The organism is Streptomyces sp. DH41 (assembly GCF_029813785.1).
Lineage (GTDB): Bacteria > Actinomycetota > Actinomycetes > Streptomycetales > Streptomycetaceae > Streptomyces.
Genome location: NZ_JARVKY010000010.1, coordinates 74,283 through 89,571, shown reverse-complemented (window position 1 = coordinate 89,571; position 15,289 = coordinate 74,283). Strand labels below are relative to the sequence as shown.

Annotated in this window: 16 protein-coding genes and 1 tRNA gene; 4 read left to right on the top strand and 13 right to left on the bottom strand. The window is 72.3% G+C overall.

Annotated features, from left to right (window positions below):
* Nucleotides 1–9: 9 nt before the first annotated feature.
* Genes QC283_RS18300 through QC283_RS18290 form a run of 3 tightly spaced genes read right to left on the bottom strand, consistent with a single transcriptional unit; the run spans nucleotide 10 to nucleotide 3,418 of the window.
* Nucleotides 10–939, bottom strand: a complete 930-nt coding sequence (locus QC283_RS18300) for an SDR family oxidoreductase (protein WP_279562619.1) — start codon at nucleotides 937–939, stop codon at nucleotides 10–12.
* Nucleotides 936–1,880 (bottom strand): alpha/beta fold hydrolase, encoded by a 945-nt coding sequence (locus tag QC283_RS18295; protein ID WP_279562618.1) that lies wholly within the window; start codon nucleotides 1,878–1,880, stop codon nucleotides 936–938. The genes QC283_RS18300 and QC283_RS18295 overlap by 4 nt, the downstream gene beginning before the upstream one ends.
* Nucleotides 1,877–3,418, bottom strand: a complete 1,542-nt coding sequence (locus QC283_RS18290; RefSeq protein WP_279562617.1) for a flavin-containing monooxygenase — start codon at nucleotides 3,416–3,418, stop codon at nucleotides 1,877–1,879. The genes QC283_RS18295 and QC283_RS18290 overlap by 4 nt, the downstream gene beginning before the upstream one ends.
* 133 nt (nucleotides 3,419–3,551) lie before the next feature.
* Here QC283_RS18290 and QC283_RS18285 point away from each other — a divergent pair, with 133 nt between their 5' ends.
* Entirely contained in the window at nucleotides 3,552–4,199 is a 648-nt protein-coding gene (locus QC283_RS18285) for a MerR family transcriptional regulator (RefSeq protein WP_279562616.1), read from the top strand.
* A gap of 55 nt (nucleotides 4,200–4,254) precedes the next feature.
* Here the strand turns inward: QC283_RS18285 and QC283_RS18280 are convergent, their stop codons facing one another.
* A complete protein-coding gene (locus tag QC283_RS18280; protein WP_279562615.1) occupies nucleotides 4,255–5,058 on the bottom strand; it encodes an exodeoxyribonuclease III in 804 nt (267 codons plus the stop codon).
* A 50-nt stretch (nucleotides 5,059–5,108) separates the two neighbouring features.
* Nucleotides 5,109–5,381, bottom strand: coding sequence for a GntR family transcriptional regulator (locus QC283_RS18275; protein WP_279562614.1), 273 nt, complete (start codon nucleotides 5,379–5,381; stop codon nucleotides 5,109–5,111).
* Nucleotides 5,382–5,547: 166 nt separating this feature from the next.
* Between QC283_RS18275 and QC283_RS18270 the strand changes: the two genes are divergently transcribed.
* Both QC283_RS18270 and QC283_RS18265 read left to right on the top strand, forming a co-directional pair.
* Nucleotides 5,548–5,874: a hypothetical protein gene (locus tag QC283_RS18270; RefSeq protein ID WP_279562613.1), complete on the top strand. Its 327-nt coding sequence runs from the start codon at nucleotides 5,548–5,550 to the stop codon at nucleotides 5,872–5,874.
* A gap of 320 nt (nucleotides 5,875–6,194) precedes the next feature.
* Complete coding sequence (locus tag QC283_RS18265; RefSeq protein WP_279562612.1) at nucleotides 6,195–6,680, top strand: GNAT family N-acetyltransferase; 486 nt, start codon at nucleotides 6,195–6,197, stop codon at nucleotides 6,678–6,680.
* A gap of 125 nt (nucleotides 6,681–6,805) precedes the next feature.
* Here the strand turns inward: QC283_RS18265 and QC283_RS18260 are convergent, their stop codons facing one another.
* The 8 genes from QC283_RS18260 to galU all read right to left on the bottom strand — a co-directional run bounded on the left by QC283_RS18260 (nucleotide 6,806) and on the right by galU (nucleotide 14,521).
* Nucleotides 6,806–8,560, bottom strand: a complete 1,755-nt coding sequence (locus QC283_RS18260; RefSeq protein WP_279562611.1) for a hypothetical protein — start codon at nucleotides 8,558–8,560, stop codon at nucleotides 6,806–6,808.
* 233 nt (nucleotides 8,561–8,793) lie between these two features.
* Nucleotides 8,794–8,867: transfer RNA gene (locus QC283_RS18255), tRNA-Ala, on the bottom strand.
* A 68-nt stretch (nucleotides 8,868–8,935) separates the two neighbouring features.
* The gene (gene sepX, locus QC283_RS18250; protein WP_279562610.1) at nucleotides 8,936–10,297 is read right to left on the bottom strand and encodes a divisome protein SepX/GlpR; all 1,362 of its coding nucleotides are present in this window, start codon (nucleotides 10,295–10,297) and stop codon (nucleotides 8,936–8,938) included.
* Between the two features lie 172 nt (nucleotides 10,298–10,469).
* On the bottom strand, nucleotides 10,470–11,105 hold the full coding sequence (locus tag QC283_RS18245) for a GNAT family N-acetyltransferase (protein ID WP_279562783.1): 636 nt from the start codon (nucleotides 11,103–11,105) through the stop codon (nucleotides 10,470–10,472).
* On the bottom strand, nucleotides 11,102–11,641 hold the full coding sequence (locus QC283_RS18240) for a MogA/MoaB family molybdenum cofactor biosynthesis protein (RefSeq protein WP_279562609.1): 540 nt from the start codon (nucleotides 11,639–11,641) through the stop codon (nucleotides 11,102–11,104). The genes QC283_RS18245 and QC283_RS18240 overlap by 4 nt, the downstream gene beginning before the upstream one ends.
* Nucleotides 11,638–12,177, bottom strand: a complete 540-nt coding sequence (gene moaC, locus QC283_RS18235; RefSeq protein ID WP_279562608.1) for a cyclic pyranopterin monophosphate synthase MoaC — start codon at nucleotides 12,175–12,177, stop codon at nucleotides 11,638–11,640. Before moaC ends, QC283_RS18240 begins: the two co-directional genes overlap by 4 nt.
* Before the next feature lie 86 nt (nucleotides 12,178–12,263).
* Entirely contained in the window at nucleotides 12,264–13,613 is a 1,350-nt protein-coding gene (gene glp, locus QC283_RS18230) for a molybdotransferase-like divisome protein Glp (protein WP_383523189.1), read from the bottom strand.
* A gap of 5 nt (nucleotides 13,614–13,618) precedes the next feature.
* Nucleotides 13,619–14,521, bottom strand: coding sequence for a UTP--glucose-1-phosphate uridylyltransferase GalU (gene galU / locus QC283_RS18225; protein WP_279562607.1), 903 nt, complete (start codon nucleotides 14,519–14,521; stop codon nucleotides 13,619–13,621).
* Nucleotides 14,522–14,614: 93 nt separating this feature from the next.
* Here galU and QC283_RS18220 point away from each other — a divergent pair, with 93 nt between their 5' ends.
* Nucleotides 14,615–15,229 carry a 5-formyltetrahydrofolate cyclo-ligase gene (locus QC283_RS18220; RefSeq protein ID WP_279562606.1) on the top strand — a complete coding sequence of 205 codons (615 nt, stop codon included), beginning with the start codon at nucleotides 14,615–14,617 and terminating at the stop codon, nucleotides 15,227–15,229.
* Nucleotides 15,230–15,289: the final 60 nt, after the last annotated feature.

The following is a 15,289-nucleotide window of genomic DNA, read 5'->3' as shown; positions in this document are numbered from 1 at the left end:
GCATGTCGATCACTTACGGATGGTAACCGCGCTGGTCGGGCGCTGTTCGTCGGCCGCTCCACCCGCGCCGACCAGGCCCGTACGCACACTGTTCAGCCGGTCCCCGAAGCGCCGCATCTCGCGCTGGCCGACGGTGCCGATGACGGCCGGCAGGTAGCCGCGCACCCCCTGCATGCCGCGCAGCCACCACTGCCCGTAGACGTGGGCGGAGCGGCGCTCGATGCCCTCCACGAGCCGGTCGACCGCCGGGCCCAGCGGATAGGTCTTGTTGGACGGCCAGGGCAGCCGCTGCCGCAGTTCGCGCATGACGTCGTCCTGGTCGGCGCCGCGCACCATGTCGGTGTCGGTCCAGGACAGATAGCCGACGCCGACCTTCACGCCCCGGTGGCCGACCTCGCCGCGCAGGCAGTGCGCGTACGCCTCGACACCGGACTTGGAGGCGCAGTAGGCGCTCATCATCGGCGCGGGCGTGATGGCGGCGAGGGAGGCGACCTGGAGCAGGTAGCCGCGGCTCTCCAGCAGCGCCGGCAGGAAGGCGCGGGCGGTGACCGCCGAGCCGATCAGGTTGACCTCGATCACCCGCCGCCAGGACTCCGGGTCGGAGTCGGTGAAGGGTCCGCCGGTGGCGACGCCCGCGTTGGCGACGACGATGTCGATCCGGCCGAAGCGTTCCTTCACCTCGGCCGCCACCCGGGCCATGGCCTCGTGGTCGGTGACGTCGGCGTGCCAGTGCTCGCTGTCGCTGTGCAGTCGTGCGGAGACCTGCTTGAGCGCGTCCGGTTCGAGGCCGACCAGGGCGACCCTCACCCCGCGCGCGGACAGCTTGCGGGCCAGCAGCTCCCCGACGCCCCGCGCGGCTCCGGTGACGACGGCGACCCGCCCCTCCAGGCTCGCCCTGCCGCTCCCCTTGCCGTTCACCCTGCTGCTCAGGCTGCTCATGCGCTCTCCTCGGCGTGTACGGCACGCTCGGTGCGTGCGGCGGATATGTAGGTGGCGGCGAGGGCGCGTATCTTCCCGGTGACCAGGTCCGGCGCCTCCACCGGCGTCATGTGGCCGAGGCCCACAAGCTCCGTCAGGCCCACGCAGTGGGGCAGCGCGGCGGCCAGCGAGCGGGCGTGCACGGGCGGGGTCATCCGGTCGGCGGTGCCGACGACGACCTCGACCGGCATCCTCAACTCGCGCACGCCGTGGTCGAGATCGAGCAGGTCGAGCACCTGGGACCAGGCGTGGCGCACCCCGCGCGGGCAGGCGTGCACGACGCGGGCGCAGGCGTCGACCATGTGCGGGGCCGAACCGGGGCCCATCGTCCCGTACTTGAGGATCCGGCGGGCGAGAGGCGTGACCGGCCCGAGCGGCGCGCGGGAGCCGAGGATCCGCCGGGTCAGCCAGGTGCGCACCCGGCCCTCCCTCAGGGGCACGACGGTCGAGGACGCCACCAGCCGGGAACTGCCCGTACTGCACAGCAGGACGGCCGCCGCGTGCGCGCGCACCGCGGGCCGGGTCGCGGCGGCCATCACCGTCATCCCGCCCATGGAGTGCCCGGCGAGCACGGCCTGTTCGTCCGGCGCGAGCGTGGCCTCCAGGACGGCTTCGAGGTCGTCGGCGAGAGTCTCGGTGCCGCACGCCGGGCCCGCCGGGCTGCGACCGTGGCCACGCTGGTCGTAGGCGATGACGCGGTGGTCGGTGGCCAGGGCGCGGATCTGCGCCGCCCAGAAGGCGGTCGAGCAGGCCCAGCCGTGCGCGAGGACGACCGCGGGGGCGTTCTCGGGGCCGTGCACCTGGACGTGTATCCGGGCGCCGTCGGCGGCGGTGACGGTCAGCTCGTGGGCGGGGACGGGCGGGGCGTACGGCCCGGCGGTGACGTGCAGCAGGCGGCTCACGCGCCCACCTCCGCGTCCGCGTCCGCCTCCGCGCCGGGCGCCGCCTCGGCGACGGCGGCCGGGCGCAGCACCTGGTACTCCGCGAGGTCCACGCGCCGGGTCGCGCGCCGGAACTCGGCGGTGGTGCCGGGCCACACGGTGGTGTTGCGACCGCTCGCGTCCAGGTACCAGCTGGTGCAGCCACCGGTGTTCCACACGGTGCGTTTCATGCGCTCCTGCACCCGGTGGTTCCAGTTCCGGACGGCGGTGGGGCGGGCGTCGAGGGCGACCCGGCCGCCGAGGACGTCGATCTGCCGCAGGTAGTCGGCCAGGTAGTTCAGCTGCGACTCGATCATGAGGATCATCGAGGAGTTACCGAGGCCGGTGTTGGGTCCGATGATCGTCATGAAGTTGGGGAAGCCGGCCGCCGAGCCGCCCCGCAGCGACTCCATCCCGCCCTTCCAGGTCTCGGCGAGAGTCCGCCCGTCCGCCCCCACGACGCGCTCGGCGATGGGCATGTCGGTGACGTGGAAACCGGTGCCGGAGATGATCGCGTCGACCTCGGCCTCGGTGCCGTCGGACGCGACGAGGGTGGAGCCGCGCACCTCGCTGAGCCCGCTCGCGACGACGTCCACATTGGGCCGGGCGAGCGCCGGGTAGTACTCGCTGGACAGCAGGATCCGCTTGCAGCCGATGCGGTAGTCGGGGGTGAGCTTGGCGCGCAGGGCCGGGTCCTTGATGGCGGCGGCCATGTTGCGCTTGGCGATCCGCTCGACGAAGCCCAGCTCGCCCGGGTGCTTGGTGAAGGCCTGCACCTGGAGTTCCCGGATGCCCCACAGCAGCCCGCGGCGCAGCTTGGTCGTCACGGGCAGCGCCCGGTGCAGGGCGCGCTCGGCGCCGCTGATCGCCCGGTCCATGCGGGGCATCACCCAGGCCGGGGTGCGCTGGAAGAGGGTGAGGCCGCCCACCTTCGGCTGGATGGCCGGCACGATCTGGATGGCGGAGGCGCCGGTGCCGATCATGGCGACGCGCTTGCCGGTGAGGTCGTAGTCGTGGTCCCAGCGGGCCGAGTGGAAGACCTTGCCGGGGAAGGAGTCCAGGCCCGGGATGTCCGGGACCTTGGGGTCGGACAGCGGCCCGGTGGCGGAGACGACGACATCGGCGGTCAGCCGTCCGCTCGCGGTCTCGATCTCCCACCGCAACCGCTCGCCGTCCCACGCCATCCGCCGTACCTCCGAGTCGAAGCGGAGGTGGGGGCGCAGCCCGAAGGTGTCGGCCACGTGCTCCAGGTAGGCCCGGATGTGCTCCTGCCCGGAGAAGGCGCGCGGCCAGTCGGGGTTGGGCGCGAAGGAGAAGGAGTACAGGTGGGACGGCACGTCGCAGGCGCACCCGGGGTAGCTGTTGTCCCGCCAGGTGCCGCCGACGCTGCCGGACCTCTCCAGGACGACGAAGTCGGTGATTCCCTCGCGCCGCAGCCGCACCGCGGCTCCCAGCCCGCCGAAACCGGACCCGACCACCGCCACCCGCACGTGTTCCTGAACCTGCTCGTGCTCGGCCATCCCGAAGCCTCCACGCGTCGCCTAGGACTCTGCCAGTGAACACTGGCGCAATGGGGAGGGTAGAACAGCTCCGTACTCATGGGTAGGGGTCGGGCCGAAGAAAGTTACCGCCGGTACGACTTAGGGTCGGGGCGTGACCGAGAAGCGTGAATACCGCATGGAGGAACTGGCCGGGCTGGCCGGCATCACGGTGCGCACCCTGCGCTTCTACCGCGAACGCAAACTGATCCCGCCGCCCCGCCGCGAGGGCCGCATCGCCTGGTACGACGACCACCACCTGGCCCGGCTGCGCACCATCGCGGCGCTGCTGGAGCGCGGCCACACCCTGAACGGCATCGCGGAACTCGCCGACGCCTTCGACCACGGCCGCGACGTCGGCGACCTGCTGGGCCTGGGCGAGCCCACCGAGGAGACCCCGGTCCGCCTCACCCCCGAGGAACTCGCCGCCCGCTTCGAGGGCGAGGTCACCCCCGAGAACCTCGCCGCCGCGATGGACCTGGGCTATGTCGGCACCGACGGCGACGAACTCGTCCACATCAGCCACCGCCTGCTGGAGGTCTCCTCCGCCCTGGTCCGCGAGGGCATCCCCCTCGGCGAGGTCCTCCAGGCCGGCGCCCGCGTCCGCGAACACGCCGACGCCCTCGCCGACCTCTTCACCGACCTGATCCTGCGTCACGCCCCCGAGCGGGAACTCCACCGCCTGCGCCCCCTGGCCCGCAGCGTGGTGGAGGCGGAACTGTCACTGGCGATGGACCGGCGGTTCCAGCAGCGGGCGGACTAGCGGCCGACCAAGGGCTCAGCGGGCCGACCAGGGGCTCAGCGGGCGGACCAGGGGCTCAACGGTCGTAGACCACCGTGACCGGCGCGTGGTCGGACCAGCGCTCGGCGTGCGTCGCGGCGCGCTCGACGTACCCCTTGACGGCCTTGGCGGCCAGGCCCGGGGTGGCGGCGTGAAGGTCGATCCTCCATCCACTGTCATTGTCGAAGGCCCGCCCCCGGTACGACCACCACGAGTACGGCCCCTCGACGTCCGGGTGCAGGGCGCGTACGACGTCGACGTAACCCCCCTCGGCCGGATCGAGGACCCGGCTCAGCCACTCCCGCTCCTCCGGGAGGAAGCCGGAGTTCTTCTTGTTCGCGCGCCAGTTCTTCAGGTCGGCCTCGCGGTGCGCGATGTTCCAGTCGCCGCAGACGACGACCTCGCGCCCGTCGGCGGCAGCCCGCTCGCGCAGTTCCTTGAGGTAGCCGAGGAACTCGCCCATGAAGCGGACCTTCTCGTCCTGGCGCTCGGTGCCGACCTCGCCGGAGGGCAGGTAGAGGGAGGCGACCGTCACACCGGGCAGGTCCGCCTCGACGTACCGGCCACTGCTGTCGAACTCCGTCGAGCCGAAACCCACCTGGACCCGGTCGGGCTCGCGGCGACTGTAGAGGGAGACCCCGGCGCGGCCCTTGGCGGCGGCGGGGGCGTGCGTCACGTGCCAGCCCTCGGGCGTGCGGACGTGTTCCGGCAGCTGCTGGGGCTCGGCCCGCACCTCCTGGAGGCACAGCACGTCGGCGGAGGTGTCGGCGAGCCACTCCACGAAGCCCTTCTTCGCGGCGGCGCGCAGACCGTTCACATTTACGGAGGTCACGGTGAGCACCAGGGCACGATACCTGCCGCCGCACCGGGCCCCGCCCGGCGACGGCGGAGTCAGGGGGTGGAGGGTGTGTCGCCCCGGGAACCCTCTGCAGGCGACTCGACGACGAACGAGCCCTTCCCCCGCACCGTCATGATCAGGCCGCGCTCACCGAGGAGCTGCAGGGCCGCCCGCGCTGTCGGGCGGGACACGTTGAACTCCTCGCAGATGCCCGCCTCCGAGGGGACCCTGCGGCGGGGTGCGTAGGTTCCGTCGGCGATCCGGGCGGCGAGTATCGCGGCGATCTGCTCGTACAGGGGCTCGGGTCCTTCGAGGTCAACGGTCACCTAACGACCTTATTGAACCTACGACGATGCCTTTTGTCATATGCAGCCACCTGACAACACATGCCACCACCTGACAAGTCACGCTACGCTCTCCCTCACGCAAAGACCCCCGCGACGCGGCGAACGTCCGGGGGCATGGCCGCCAGCTACAAAGGAGCTGACAACAATGAGCATTATCCACGCGTTCCTTCTCTGGGCTCTGCCCCTGCTGCTGCCCGCCACCGGGCAACGACGGGCGAGCACCCGCACCGTCCCTCCGCACACCAACGACGCCCATACCGGCGCGCCCCGCCTCCCGCTCCCCCGCTCCCCGTACGGCGCGGACCACCCTCTCGACGGCGCGGCGGCGATCCTCGTACGCCCCTACGTCGTCGCCTGCGAGCACGCACGTGAACGTGCACGCCGGCGCCGCCGCCGACTCACTCTCGTCATCGCCGCCGACTTCGGTCTCGACCTGGACCGGCACGTGATCGGCGCGAAGAGGGCCGCCTGATGCGCACGTCACCCGAGCGCACCGGGCTCGACACCACACGGTCCACCGAGGCAGGCCAGGCGTGAACGCCGGAACCCCGCCCGAACCGGGCAGGTCCCGCCTGACGATCAGCACATACCGAGTCACCCGGGAGGGAGGCGAGAGCAGCCGGACCAAGGAGCGCGCCTACACCGGTGGCGGCGACCCCGACTGGATCCCCGACTCCCTGACGTGGCCACCGTGCCGCTGCCCACTCTGCCGGAGCCGCAGGGAGCGGTAGCGGTACCGGCACACTGGACGATGCTCCACTCCAGACAGCGCATCGATCAACGGTAGGAAGCATGAACATACGCCGGGTCCCCTTCGACCACCCCGACGCCGTGAAACTGAACGACGAGGTCCAGGCCGAGTACGACGTCCGCTACGGCGACGGCGGCGACGCCACGCACCTGGACCCGTCCGACTTCGCGCCGCCGAACGGCCTGTACCTCATCGCGTACGACGAGAACGACGTCCCGGTCGCCTCCGGCGGCTGGCGCGGTCAGGACGCCAACGACGAGGGCAATCTCGACGGGGACGCCGAACTCAAGCGGATGTTCGTGATCGAGCAGGTGCGCGGCCGAGGACTGGCCCGGCGCATCCTGGCCGCCCTGGAGGAGGACGCCCGCGCGGCGGGCCGGACCCGCATGGTGCTGGAGACCGGCACCAAGCAGCCGGAGGCCGTGGCCCTGTACACCTCCAGCGGCTACGAGCCGTGCGGGAAGTTCGGCTACTACCGCTTCCACGAGGAAAGCCTCTGCTACGCGAAGGCCCTCCAGGTCCCGTAGGCACGGGTAGGCACTGATAGGCACTCGTAGGCGCGGTCGGCGGCTCGGCAAAGGGCCCCGAGGACGGCGAGACGGCGTCCCCGGGGCCCTTCGGTCATCGACGTCGGCAGTCGATGTACGTGTCGTCAGACCGCGTCACTCGCCCTGCGGCGGCGTGAGACGGCGAACAGCACACCGCCCGCGGCCAGCGCCAGTGCCGCGCCGGCCGAGACGAGCAGCGCCGTGGAGCCGGTGGAGGCCAGCAGGCCGCCCTCGGTGTCCTGGCCGCCCTGGGGGGACTCACCGCCGGTCGTGCCGCCGGTGGAACCACCGGTGGACCCGCCGGTGGAAGCCGAGCCGCCGGTCGTGTCAGTGCCGCCCGTGGTGCCCGAGCCGCCGGCGGTGCCGGGGCCGACGGTGGCGCCACCGTCGGCCCCGCCGGTCGCGCCACCGGTGTCACCCGGCGTCTCCTCGTCACCCGTGCCGTTCAGCACGATCCAGCCGGCGTCGTTGGACGGGTTGCCCTCCCGGGGGTCGTCCCACTCCGGGAGCGCGATCTTGCCCTTGGCGCCCGCGACCACCTCGTCGATACGCAGCTGGAAACTGAAGGTGCGCCGGTCGTCCTCGAGGAACGGGGTGTCCGCCGAGCAGCGGTACTCGGACGTGGCTCCGTCGTTCACGGGGCGGCAGGGGCTGTCCACCACGCTGGCGCCCTCCGGGACCTGCACGGTGAAGTCCAGCGGCTCACCGCCCGAGCGGAGCGCCCCGATCCAGGCGGGCCCGTGGTTGCTCAGGGCGACGTCGACCGTGACGGTCTCGCCCTGCTCGCCCGCGACGCGCGCACCGGTGAGGTCGAGGTCGTAGGTGTTCCGCGTCGCCAGGCCGATCTCGGCGTACTTCTCGTAGTCGCCGGCGGAGCCGCCCTCGACCGGCTCGAGGGTCAGCGTCCGGCCGGAGCCCTCGCGGTAGTCGGCGTCCGCCCGCAGCGCACCGGCCTCCTTGGCGCCGACCGCGTCGAAGCCGTAGTGGAAGATGTCGCCGAGCGCGAAGTCCGCGGTCTTCACCTTGACCGGCTCACTCAGTTCGTAGGCCGTGTCCGGCAGGAACTCGCCCTCGAACGTGCACAGGGCGATCTTCTGATAGCGGATCAGGTCGTCCTTGTTCTCCTCCGCGTACGAGCAGTTGTCGTACGAGTCGGGGAAGGACAGGCCGCGCGTGCCGCCGAAGCGCAGGACGACGCCGTCGGCCGACATGCTGCCGACGTTGCGGAAGCCGAGCGGGGCGTCGTAGGTGTCACCGGCCCGGAAGCCCTCGGGTTCGGCGGGGAGCTTCTTCTTCAGCAGCTCCGGTCCGCCGACCAGTACGTCGACGGTGTGCTCGTTGAACGCCAGGCCCTCGCCCGCGCCGGTCACCTTGACCTTGCCGAAGTCCCCGGCCCCGGCGGTGTCCAACAGGTCGAGGCGGATGCTCCAGCTCGGGTTGTACGAGTCACCGGGATAGAGGCTGCTGCTGTTGCAGACGGCGATCAGGCCGCCGTCCGCCTCGCACGACGGCGGCAGGCCGACCTCGGCGAAGCCCTTGAGGGCGGTGGCGTCGATGGTGACGCTGTAGCCGTTGTTCGGGACCGGCTCCGGGTCCGTGTCGCTGTCCGGGTCGTACTCCCCGGGACCGGTGAGCCCCAGGCTGATCTGCGGCCTCCCGGGCTCGTCCTCGGCCCCGTCCAGCGCCAGGTCCACCTTGTCCGGACCGGTGATGGTGACGGGGAGGGGCGTCTGGCCCTCCTCCGCCTGCGCGACACCGGCGAGTCCGACCGTGGCCAGTCCGACCGTGGCGAGTCCCGCGGCGGCCACCCCGGCCACGGCCGTGTGAGCCCACTGCGTGCGCAGGGAGCTACGTCTCATGGTTCTCTTCCGTTCCCCAGACGACAGGACGGCACCACTGCGGTGACACCGTGCCCAGGTGACCCACCGGTAACAGTGAAGGTTGCCCGACGTCCGGTCACGGATTCGTTGCGGCCCTGCGGGGCTGTCTTACGGGCGGCCGTACGGACGGCCTTGCCTTACGGGACACTCTCCCGCAAACGACGAAGATCCCGTTCGATCGTGATGATCGAACGGGATCCCGTCAATGTGCGTGGACCTGTGGGGATTTGAACCCCAGACCCCCTCGATGCGAACGAGGTGCGCTACCAGACTGCGCCACAGGCCCTTGCAACGAGTGAAACTTTAGCACCCCGACCGGCCAGCTCAAAAATCGGTTCCGGGGACCACCTGGGACTACTCGTTGGCCGCGCGGGGACGGTCCCCGTCCTCGTACTGGTCGAAGAGCGGGGTCCGGCCGCGCTCCCGGGCCCGGCGGGCGGACGCGGCGCGGCGGGCGCCGCTGCGGCCAGGGCCCTCCGGGCGGTCCTCGGCGTGAGGGGCCGGGCGGTCCTCGGCGTGAGGGGCCGGGCGGTCCTCGGCGTGGGCGGCCGGGCGGTCCGGCCCGGGGGCCGCCGCCGCGTCCTCCTGGTCGGCGACGGCACTGGAGCGTGCCGAGCTCCACGCGTCCGGCGCCGCGAGGTCCACGTCGGGCGTGGCGCGGGGGGCGACCGGTGCGGTCACGTAGGTGGGCAGGGGCACCGGTACCGGGTCCCAGCTGTCGCCCTGCGGCCGCCGCTGGCGTTCGCGCTGCTGGTCGACCCACTCGGCGTGGTCGGTCTGCTCCACCAGCGCGCGCCGGTCCGCGGCGAGCGCCGACAGGCCGGCGTCGAGTTCCGCCTCGGGCCCGTCGTCCGGCTCCTCGGCGTCGGGGTCGCCGACGGGGCCGGCGGGCGCGGCGGGCGCGGCGGGGTCGGCGGGCGCGCGACGGCGGGGGCGGCGGTCGCCGTCGCGCAGCCGCTGCGCGGCGACCTCGGCCTGACGCCGGTCCATCTGGAAGGCGAACCGGTGGCGTTCCTGCGAACGCAGGTAGGCGATGTAGGCGCTGAGCAGCACCGCAGGCACCCCGGGCGCCCACAGGAAGGCGAGCCCGCCGACCGCCGCGACGACCGAACCGAGCGTGAAGGCCACGAACAGCATCACGGTCGTACGCCGACGGCGCGCGAGTGCCTTGGTGCGCCGGGCGCGGGCCGCGGCCGCCGGTGAGACGGCGGCGCGCCGGGCCTGCGGCACGCGCTTGCGCGCCGCGGCCGCACCGGACCCGTGGGGCTGTCCCGGTACGGAGGGCTGCCCGAAGTCGGAGGGCTGCCCGGGGTCGGAGGAGTGACCGGGGTCACCGGACTGCCCGGCTCTGCGGCCGTGCGGGCGCCCGCTCGTGTCCTGGCCCGCCGGTTCGGGCCGCTCCGCGGACTGCTGCGGTGCGGCGGGCCGGGTGTGCCGTCGGGTTCTGGACACGGCGAACGCCCGGACGTCCACCGAGTCGGTGACGGCGTCCGGGGCGTCGGCGTCGGGCTCCGCCTCGTCGGCGTAGCGCGACCGCAGGTCCTTGGCGTACCGGCGCTCCATACCCGCTCGTCCGGACAGCAGCCGGATGGCGGTACTGAAGCGTTCCGTCGGACGGGCCTCGTTCAGCTCGTCCTGCCTACGGAGCCACATCGGCACCAAGTAGGCGGCCCAGGCCCCGACGATGACTGCGTAGATGAGGCCGCTGCTGCTCACGCCTCACACGGTAGAGGGGTTTGCGTGGGGCCATCCGCCAATTGAGCCGGTGTGTCGCACGATCTGGCTGATATTTCGAACTTTTTTTGCGACCGATGCGATCAGCCGACTACCAGGGTTGCGAAATTATCCGTTCCGGACGGTCTCAGCCCGATCAATTTCGAACGTTTATTCAATTCCCGCTGTTGGGCGTACTCCGGTCCCGTGACCGGCGCCAGCGCCGCAACAACCCCTCCGGGACCTCTTCCGCGGTGAGCGCGAAGACGAGATGGTCGCGCCAGGCTCCGTCGATGTGGAGATAACGCGGCCTGAGGCCCTCCTCGCGGAATCCGAGTTTCTCCACGACCCGGCGGCTGGGCGCGTTCTCGGGGCGAATACAGACCTCGACGCGATGCAGTCCGACGGTGCGGAAACAGTGGTCCGCCGCCATCGCCACGGCCGTCGGCATCACCCCGCGGCCGGCCACCGCCTCGTCCACCCAGTAACCGACGTGCCCGGAGCACATCGAACCCCAGGTGATGCCGGCCACCGTCAACTGGCCGGCCAACCGCCCCTGGTACTCGATGACGAAGGGCAGCATCCGGCCCGCGTGGGCCTCGGACCGGAGGTGCCGCACCATCTGGCGGTAGGTCGGGCGGTTCGTGAGCGGACCGCCGGGCCCGGGCGGCGGGATGGTCGCCTCCCACGGCCGCAGCCAGTCGCGGTTGCGCCGGTTGACCTCACGCCAGGCCCGCTGGTCGCGCAGCTTTATCGGCCTGAGGACGATGTCGCCGTCCACCAGTTCCACGGGCCAGGATGGGCTGTTCAGCTCGCACCCCCACCACTGGCGGGTCTGGGGTGGTCACCGCCGCGGAGCTGGTCCACGGCGTGCTTCAGCAGCGGCTCCAGCACCGCGAGGCCGTCCTTCACCCCACCGGAGGAACCCGGCAGGTTGACGATCAGTGTGCCGCCCGCCACGCCGGCCAGGCCCCTGGAGAGCACCGCGGTCGGCACCTTGTCCCGCCCGTACGCCCGGACGGCCTCCGCGATGCCCGGGACCTCGTAGTCGATCACCGCCCGGGTCGCCTCGGGGGTGCGGTCGGTGGGCGAGACGCCGGTGCCGCCGGTGGTGACGATGACGTCGTAGCCCGCGTCGGCGCCCGCTCGCAGGGCGGCCTCCACCGGGTCACCGTCGGGGACGACCCGCGGGCCGTCGACGGCGAAGCCGAAGCGGCGCAGGCCCTCGGCGATCAGGGGCCCTCCCCTGTCCTCGTAGACCCCTGCGGCAGCCCGGTTGGAGGCGGTGACGACCAGGGCTCCGTACGGCGCGGACAGGGCATCCCCGGCCGACGCGTCGAGCGTCATGTCCGGCTCCAGTCGCCGGACTTGCCGCCCGTCTTCTCCTCCACGCGCACGTCCGTGATGACCGCTCCCTTGTCGACCGCCTTGACCATGTCGACCACGGTGAGCGCGGCGACGGAGACCGCGGTGAGCGCCTCCATCTCGACACCCGTGCGATCCGTCGTGCGCACCGTGGCGGTGATCTCCACGGCGTCGTCCGCGACCGACAGGTCCAGTTTCACACCGGAGACCGACAACGGATGACACAACGGGATCAGATCCGGGGTGCGTTTGGCGCCCATGATGCCCGCGATGCGCGCGGTGGCGAGAGCGTCGCCCTTGGGGACGCCCTCGCCGCGCAACAGCTCGACCACACGGGGCGCCACGAGGACGCGTCCGCTCGCCCGCGCGGTGCGTGCGGTGACGTCCTTGCCGGACACGTCGACCATGCGGGCGGCGCCCGCCTCGTCGATGTGCGTCAGCCGGTCCTGCGGGTCCTGGCCGTCGCGCGGGTCGTGCGCGTCCTGGCCGTTGTGCGGGGGTCGGTCCTCGGTACTCATGCTCGTGTGGCGCTCCCGGTCCGGGCCCGGCGCGGTGCGGCGCGTGGGCCTGCTGTGCGCGACACGGTACCGCCAACCAGGAGGTGTCAGCCGAGCAGGACCACCTCGACCTCGGCGCCCGGCTCGACGGACTCGGCGTCCTCGGGGACGACGATCAGCGCGTCGGCGTGCGCGAGGGCGGCCACGAGATGGGACCCCGCGCCGCCGACCGGGGTGACCGAACCGTCGGCACAGGTACCGCGCAGGAACTGCCGCCGCCCCTTCGGCGAAGTGAGGGCCTTCTCCGTGACCAGGGTCGCGGTGACCGTCGGGCGGTGGACGTCGGCGAGGCCCATGAGGGTGCGGATCGCGGGGCGGACGAACAGCTCGAAGGAGACGTACGACGACACCGGGTTGCCGGGCAGGGCGAGCAGCGGGGTGTGGTCGGGGCCGATGGAGCCGAAGCCCTGGGGCTTGCCGGGCTGCATGGCGAGCTTGCGGAAGTCCACGCCGCTGCCCGGTTCGTCCTCGTCGCCGACGTGCGCCAGCGCCTCCTTGACGACGTCGTACGCCCCGACGCTCACCCCGCCGGTGGTGACCATCAGGTCGGCGCGGACCAGCTGGTCCTCGATGGTGGACCGCAGGGTCTCCGCGTCGTCGGCGACGGCGCCCACGCGGTAGGCGATGGCCCCGGCGTCGCGGGCCGCGGCGGTGAGGGCGAAGCTGTTGGAGTCGTAGATCTGACCGGGAGCCAGTTCCTCGTCGGGCTGGACGAGTTCGCTGCCGGTGGAGAGGACCACCACGCGCGGACGCGGGCGTACCCGGACCCTGCCGCGGCCGATCGCGGCGAGCAGGCCGATCTGCGGCGGGCCGAGGACCGTGCCGGCCTCCAGGGCGCGGTCGCCGGACCTGACGTCGCTGCCCTTCGCGCGTACGTGCGCGCGTGCCTCCGCCGGGCGGTAGACGCGCACCTGGCCCTCGGCGGCCTCGGGGGCCAGGCTGCGGGCGCGCATCCCGGCCACCGGGCCCTCTCCGAGCCCGCCGTCGGTCCACTCGACGGGGACGACGGTCTCGGCGCCGGGCGGGAGCGGGGCGCCCGTCATGATGCGGGCGGCCTGGCCGGGGCCCACGGTGAGCGGGTCGGCCTGGCCCGCGGCGACGTCCCCGACGACCTCGAGGGCGGCGGGGAACTCCTCGCTCGCGCCCGCGACGTCGGCGACGCGCACCGCGTACCCGTCCATGGAGCTGTTGTCGAACGGCGGCAGGGAGAGCGGCACCGTGATGTCGTCGACCAGGACGCAGCCCTGGGCGTCGAGCAGGTTCAGCTCGATGGGTTCCAGGGGCCGGACGGTGGTGAGGATGTCGTCCAGGTGTTCCTGCACCGACCACAGCCGGTCGGGACCGAAGTCCGCGGCGGCGTGGTCGTGGCCGGTGTCACGGTGCGCGGCGCTGCTCAACGTCGTTACATCTCCTCGGCTACGTAACTGCGAAGCCAGGTCCGGAAGTCCGGGCCCAGGTCTTCACGTTCGCACGCGAGTCTGACAATGGCACGCAGGTAGTCGCCGCGGTCACCGGTGTCATAGCGGCGGCCCTTGAAGACGACGCCGTGCACCGGGCCGCCGACCTTCTCGTCCTCGGCGAGCTGCTGGAGGGCGTCGGTCAGCTGGATCTCGCCGCCGCGGCCGGGCTCGGTCTTGCGGAGTATGTCGAAGATGTGCGGGTCGAGGACGTAGCGGCCGATGATGGCGTAGTTGGAGGGCGCGTCGGCCGGGTCGGGCTTCTCGACCAGTCCGCCGACCTTGACGACGTCGCCGTCCTCGGTCGCCTCCACGGCCGCGCAGCCGTAGAGGTGGATCTGCTCGGGCGCGACCTCCATGAGGGCGATGACGCTGCCGCCGTACTGCTCCTGGACCTCGACCATGCGCTGCAGCAGCGGGTCGCGCGGGTCGATCAGGTCGTCGCCGAGCAGGACCGCGAAGGGCTCGTCGCCGACGTGCGGGGCGGCGCACAGCACGGCGTGGCCGAGGCCCTTGGGGTCGCCCTGGCGGACGTAGTGGATCATCGCGAGGTCGCTGGACTCCTGGACCTTGGCCAGCCGGCTCGCGTCGCCCTTCTTCTGGAGGGCGGACTCCAGTTCGTAGTTGCGGTCGAAGTGGTCCTCCAAGGGGCGCTTGTTGCGCCCGGTGACCATGAGGACGTCTCCGAGGCCGGCGGTCACGGCCTCTTCGACCACGTACTGGATCGCCGGCTTGTCGACGACCGGCAGCATCTCCTTGGGAGTGGCTTTGGTGGCCGGCAGGAACCGGGTACCGAGCCCGGCTGCGGGGATGACAGCCTTGCTGATCCTGGGGTGGGACTGAGTCATGCGCGCCACCATATCCGGTGACAATGGGGAGAATCTGTGATCCCGGATGATCAGCGCTCACATGAGCACACTAGAGCGGTACGGGAGCGACCATTGAGTCAGATCGGACCCGCGGCCGGGCCTGACAAACGCACGTTGCGGCGGGAGATCCTCGCCGCGAGGAACCGTCTGACGGCGGATGACGTGCACAAAGCCGCGGACGCGCTGGCCGGGCAGGCACTCGCGATGCCTCAGGTCGCGCGGGCGCACGCCGTGGCGGCATACGTCTCCGTGGGCGCCGAGCCGGGCACCCTCGCGCTGCTGGACGCGCTGCGCGCGCGTGGCGTGCGTGTCCTCCTGCCGGCGCTGCTGCCGGACAACGACCTGGACTGGGGCGAGTACGCCGGCGAGGGCTCCCTGGCGCGCGTGCGGCACGGCGGGCGGATGACCCTGTCCGAGCCCGCCGGTGAGCGCCTGGGGCCGGACGCGGTGACGGACGCCGACGTGGTGCTGCTGCCGGGCCTGGCCGTCGACGGGCGCGGCATGCGGCTGGGGCGCGGCGGCGGGTCGTACGACCGGGTCCTCGCGCGCCTGGAGCGGGCGGGCGCGCGCCCTGCCCTGCTGGTGCTGCTGTACGGCTCCGAGATCGTCACGCACGTCCCCGGGGAGCCGCACGACCGGCCGGTGGACGCGGTGGTCACGCCGTCGGGAGTGCGCAGGTTCACATGAGAGTGGCCCCCACGCTCGCGTGGGGGCCACCTTCACCGCGGATCAGCCGTCGGCCACGGC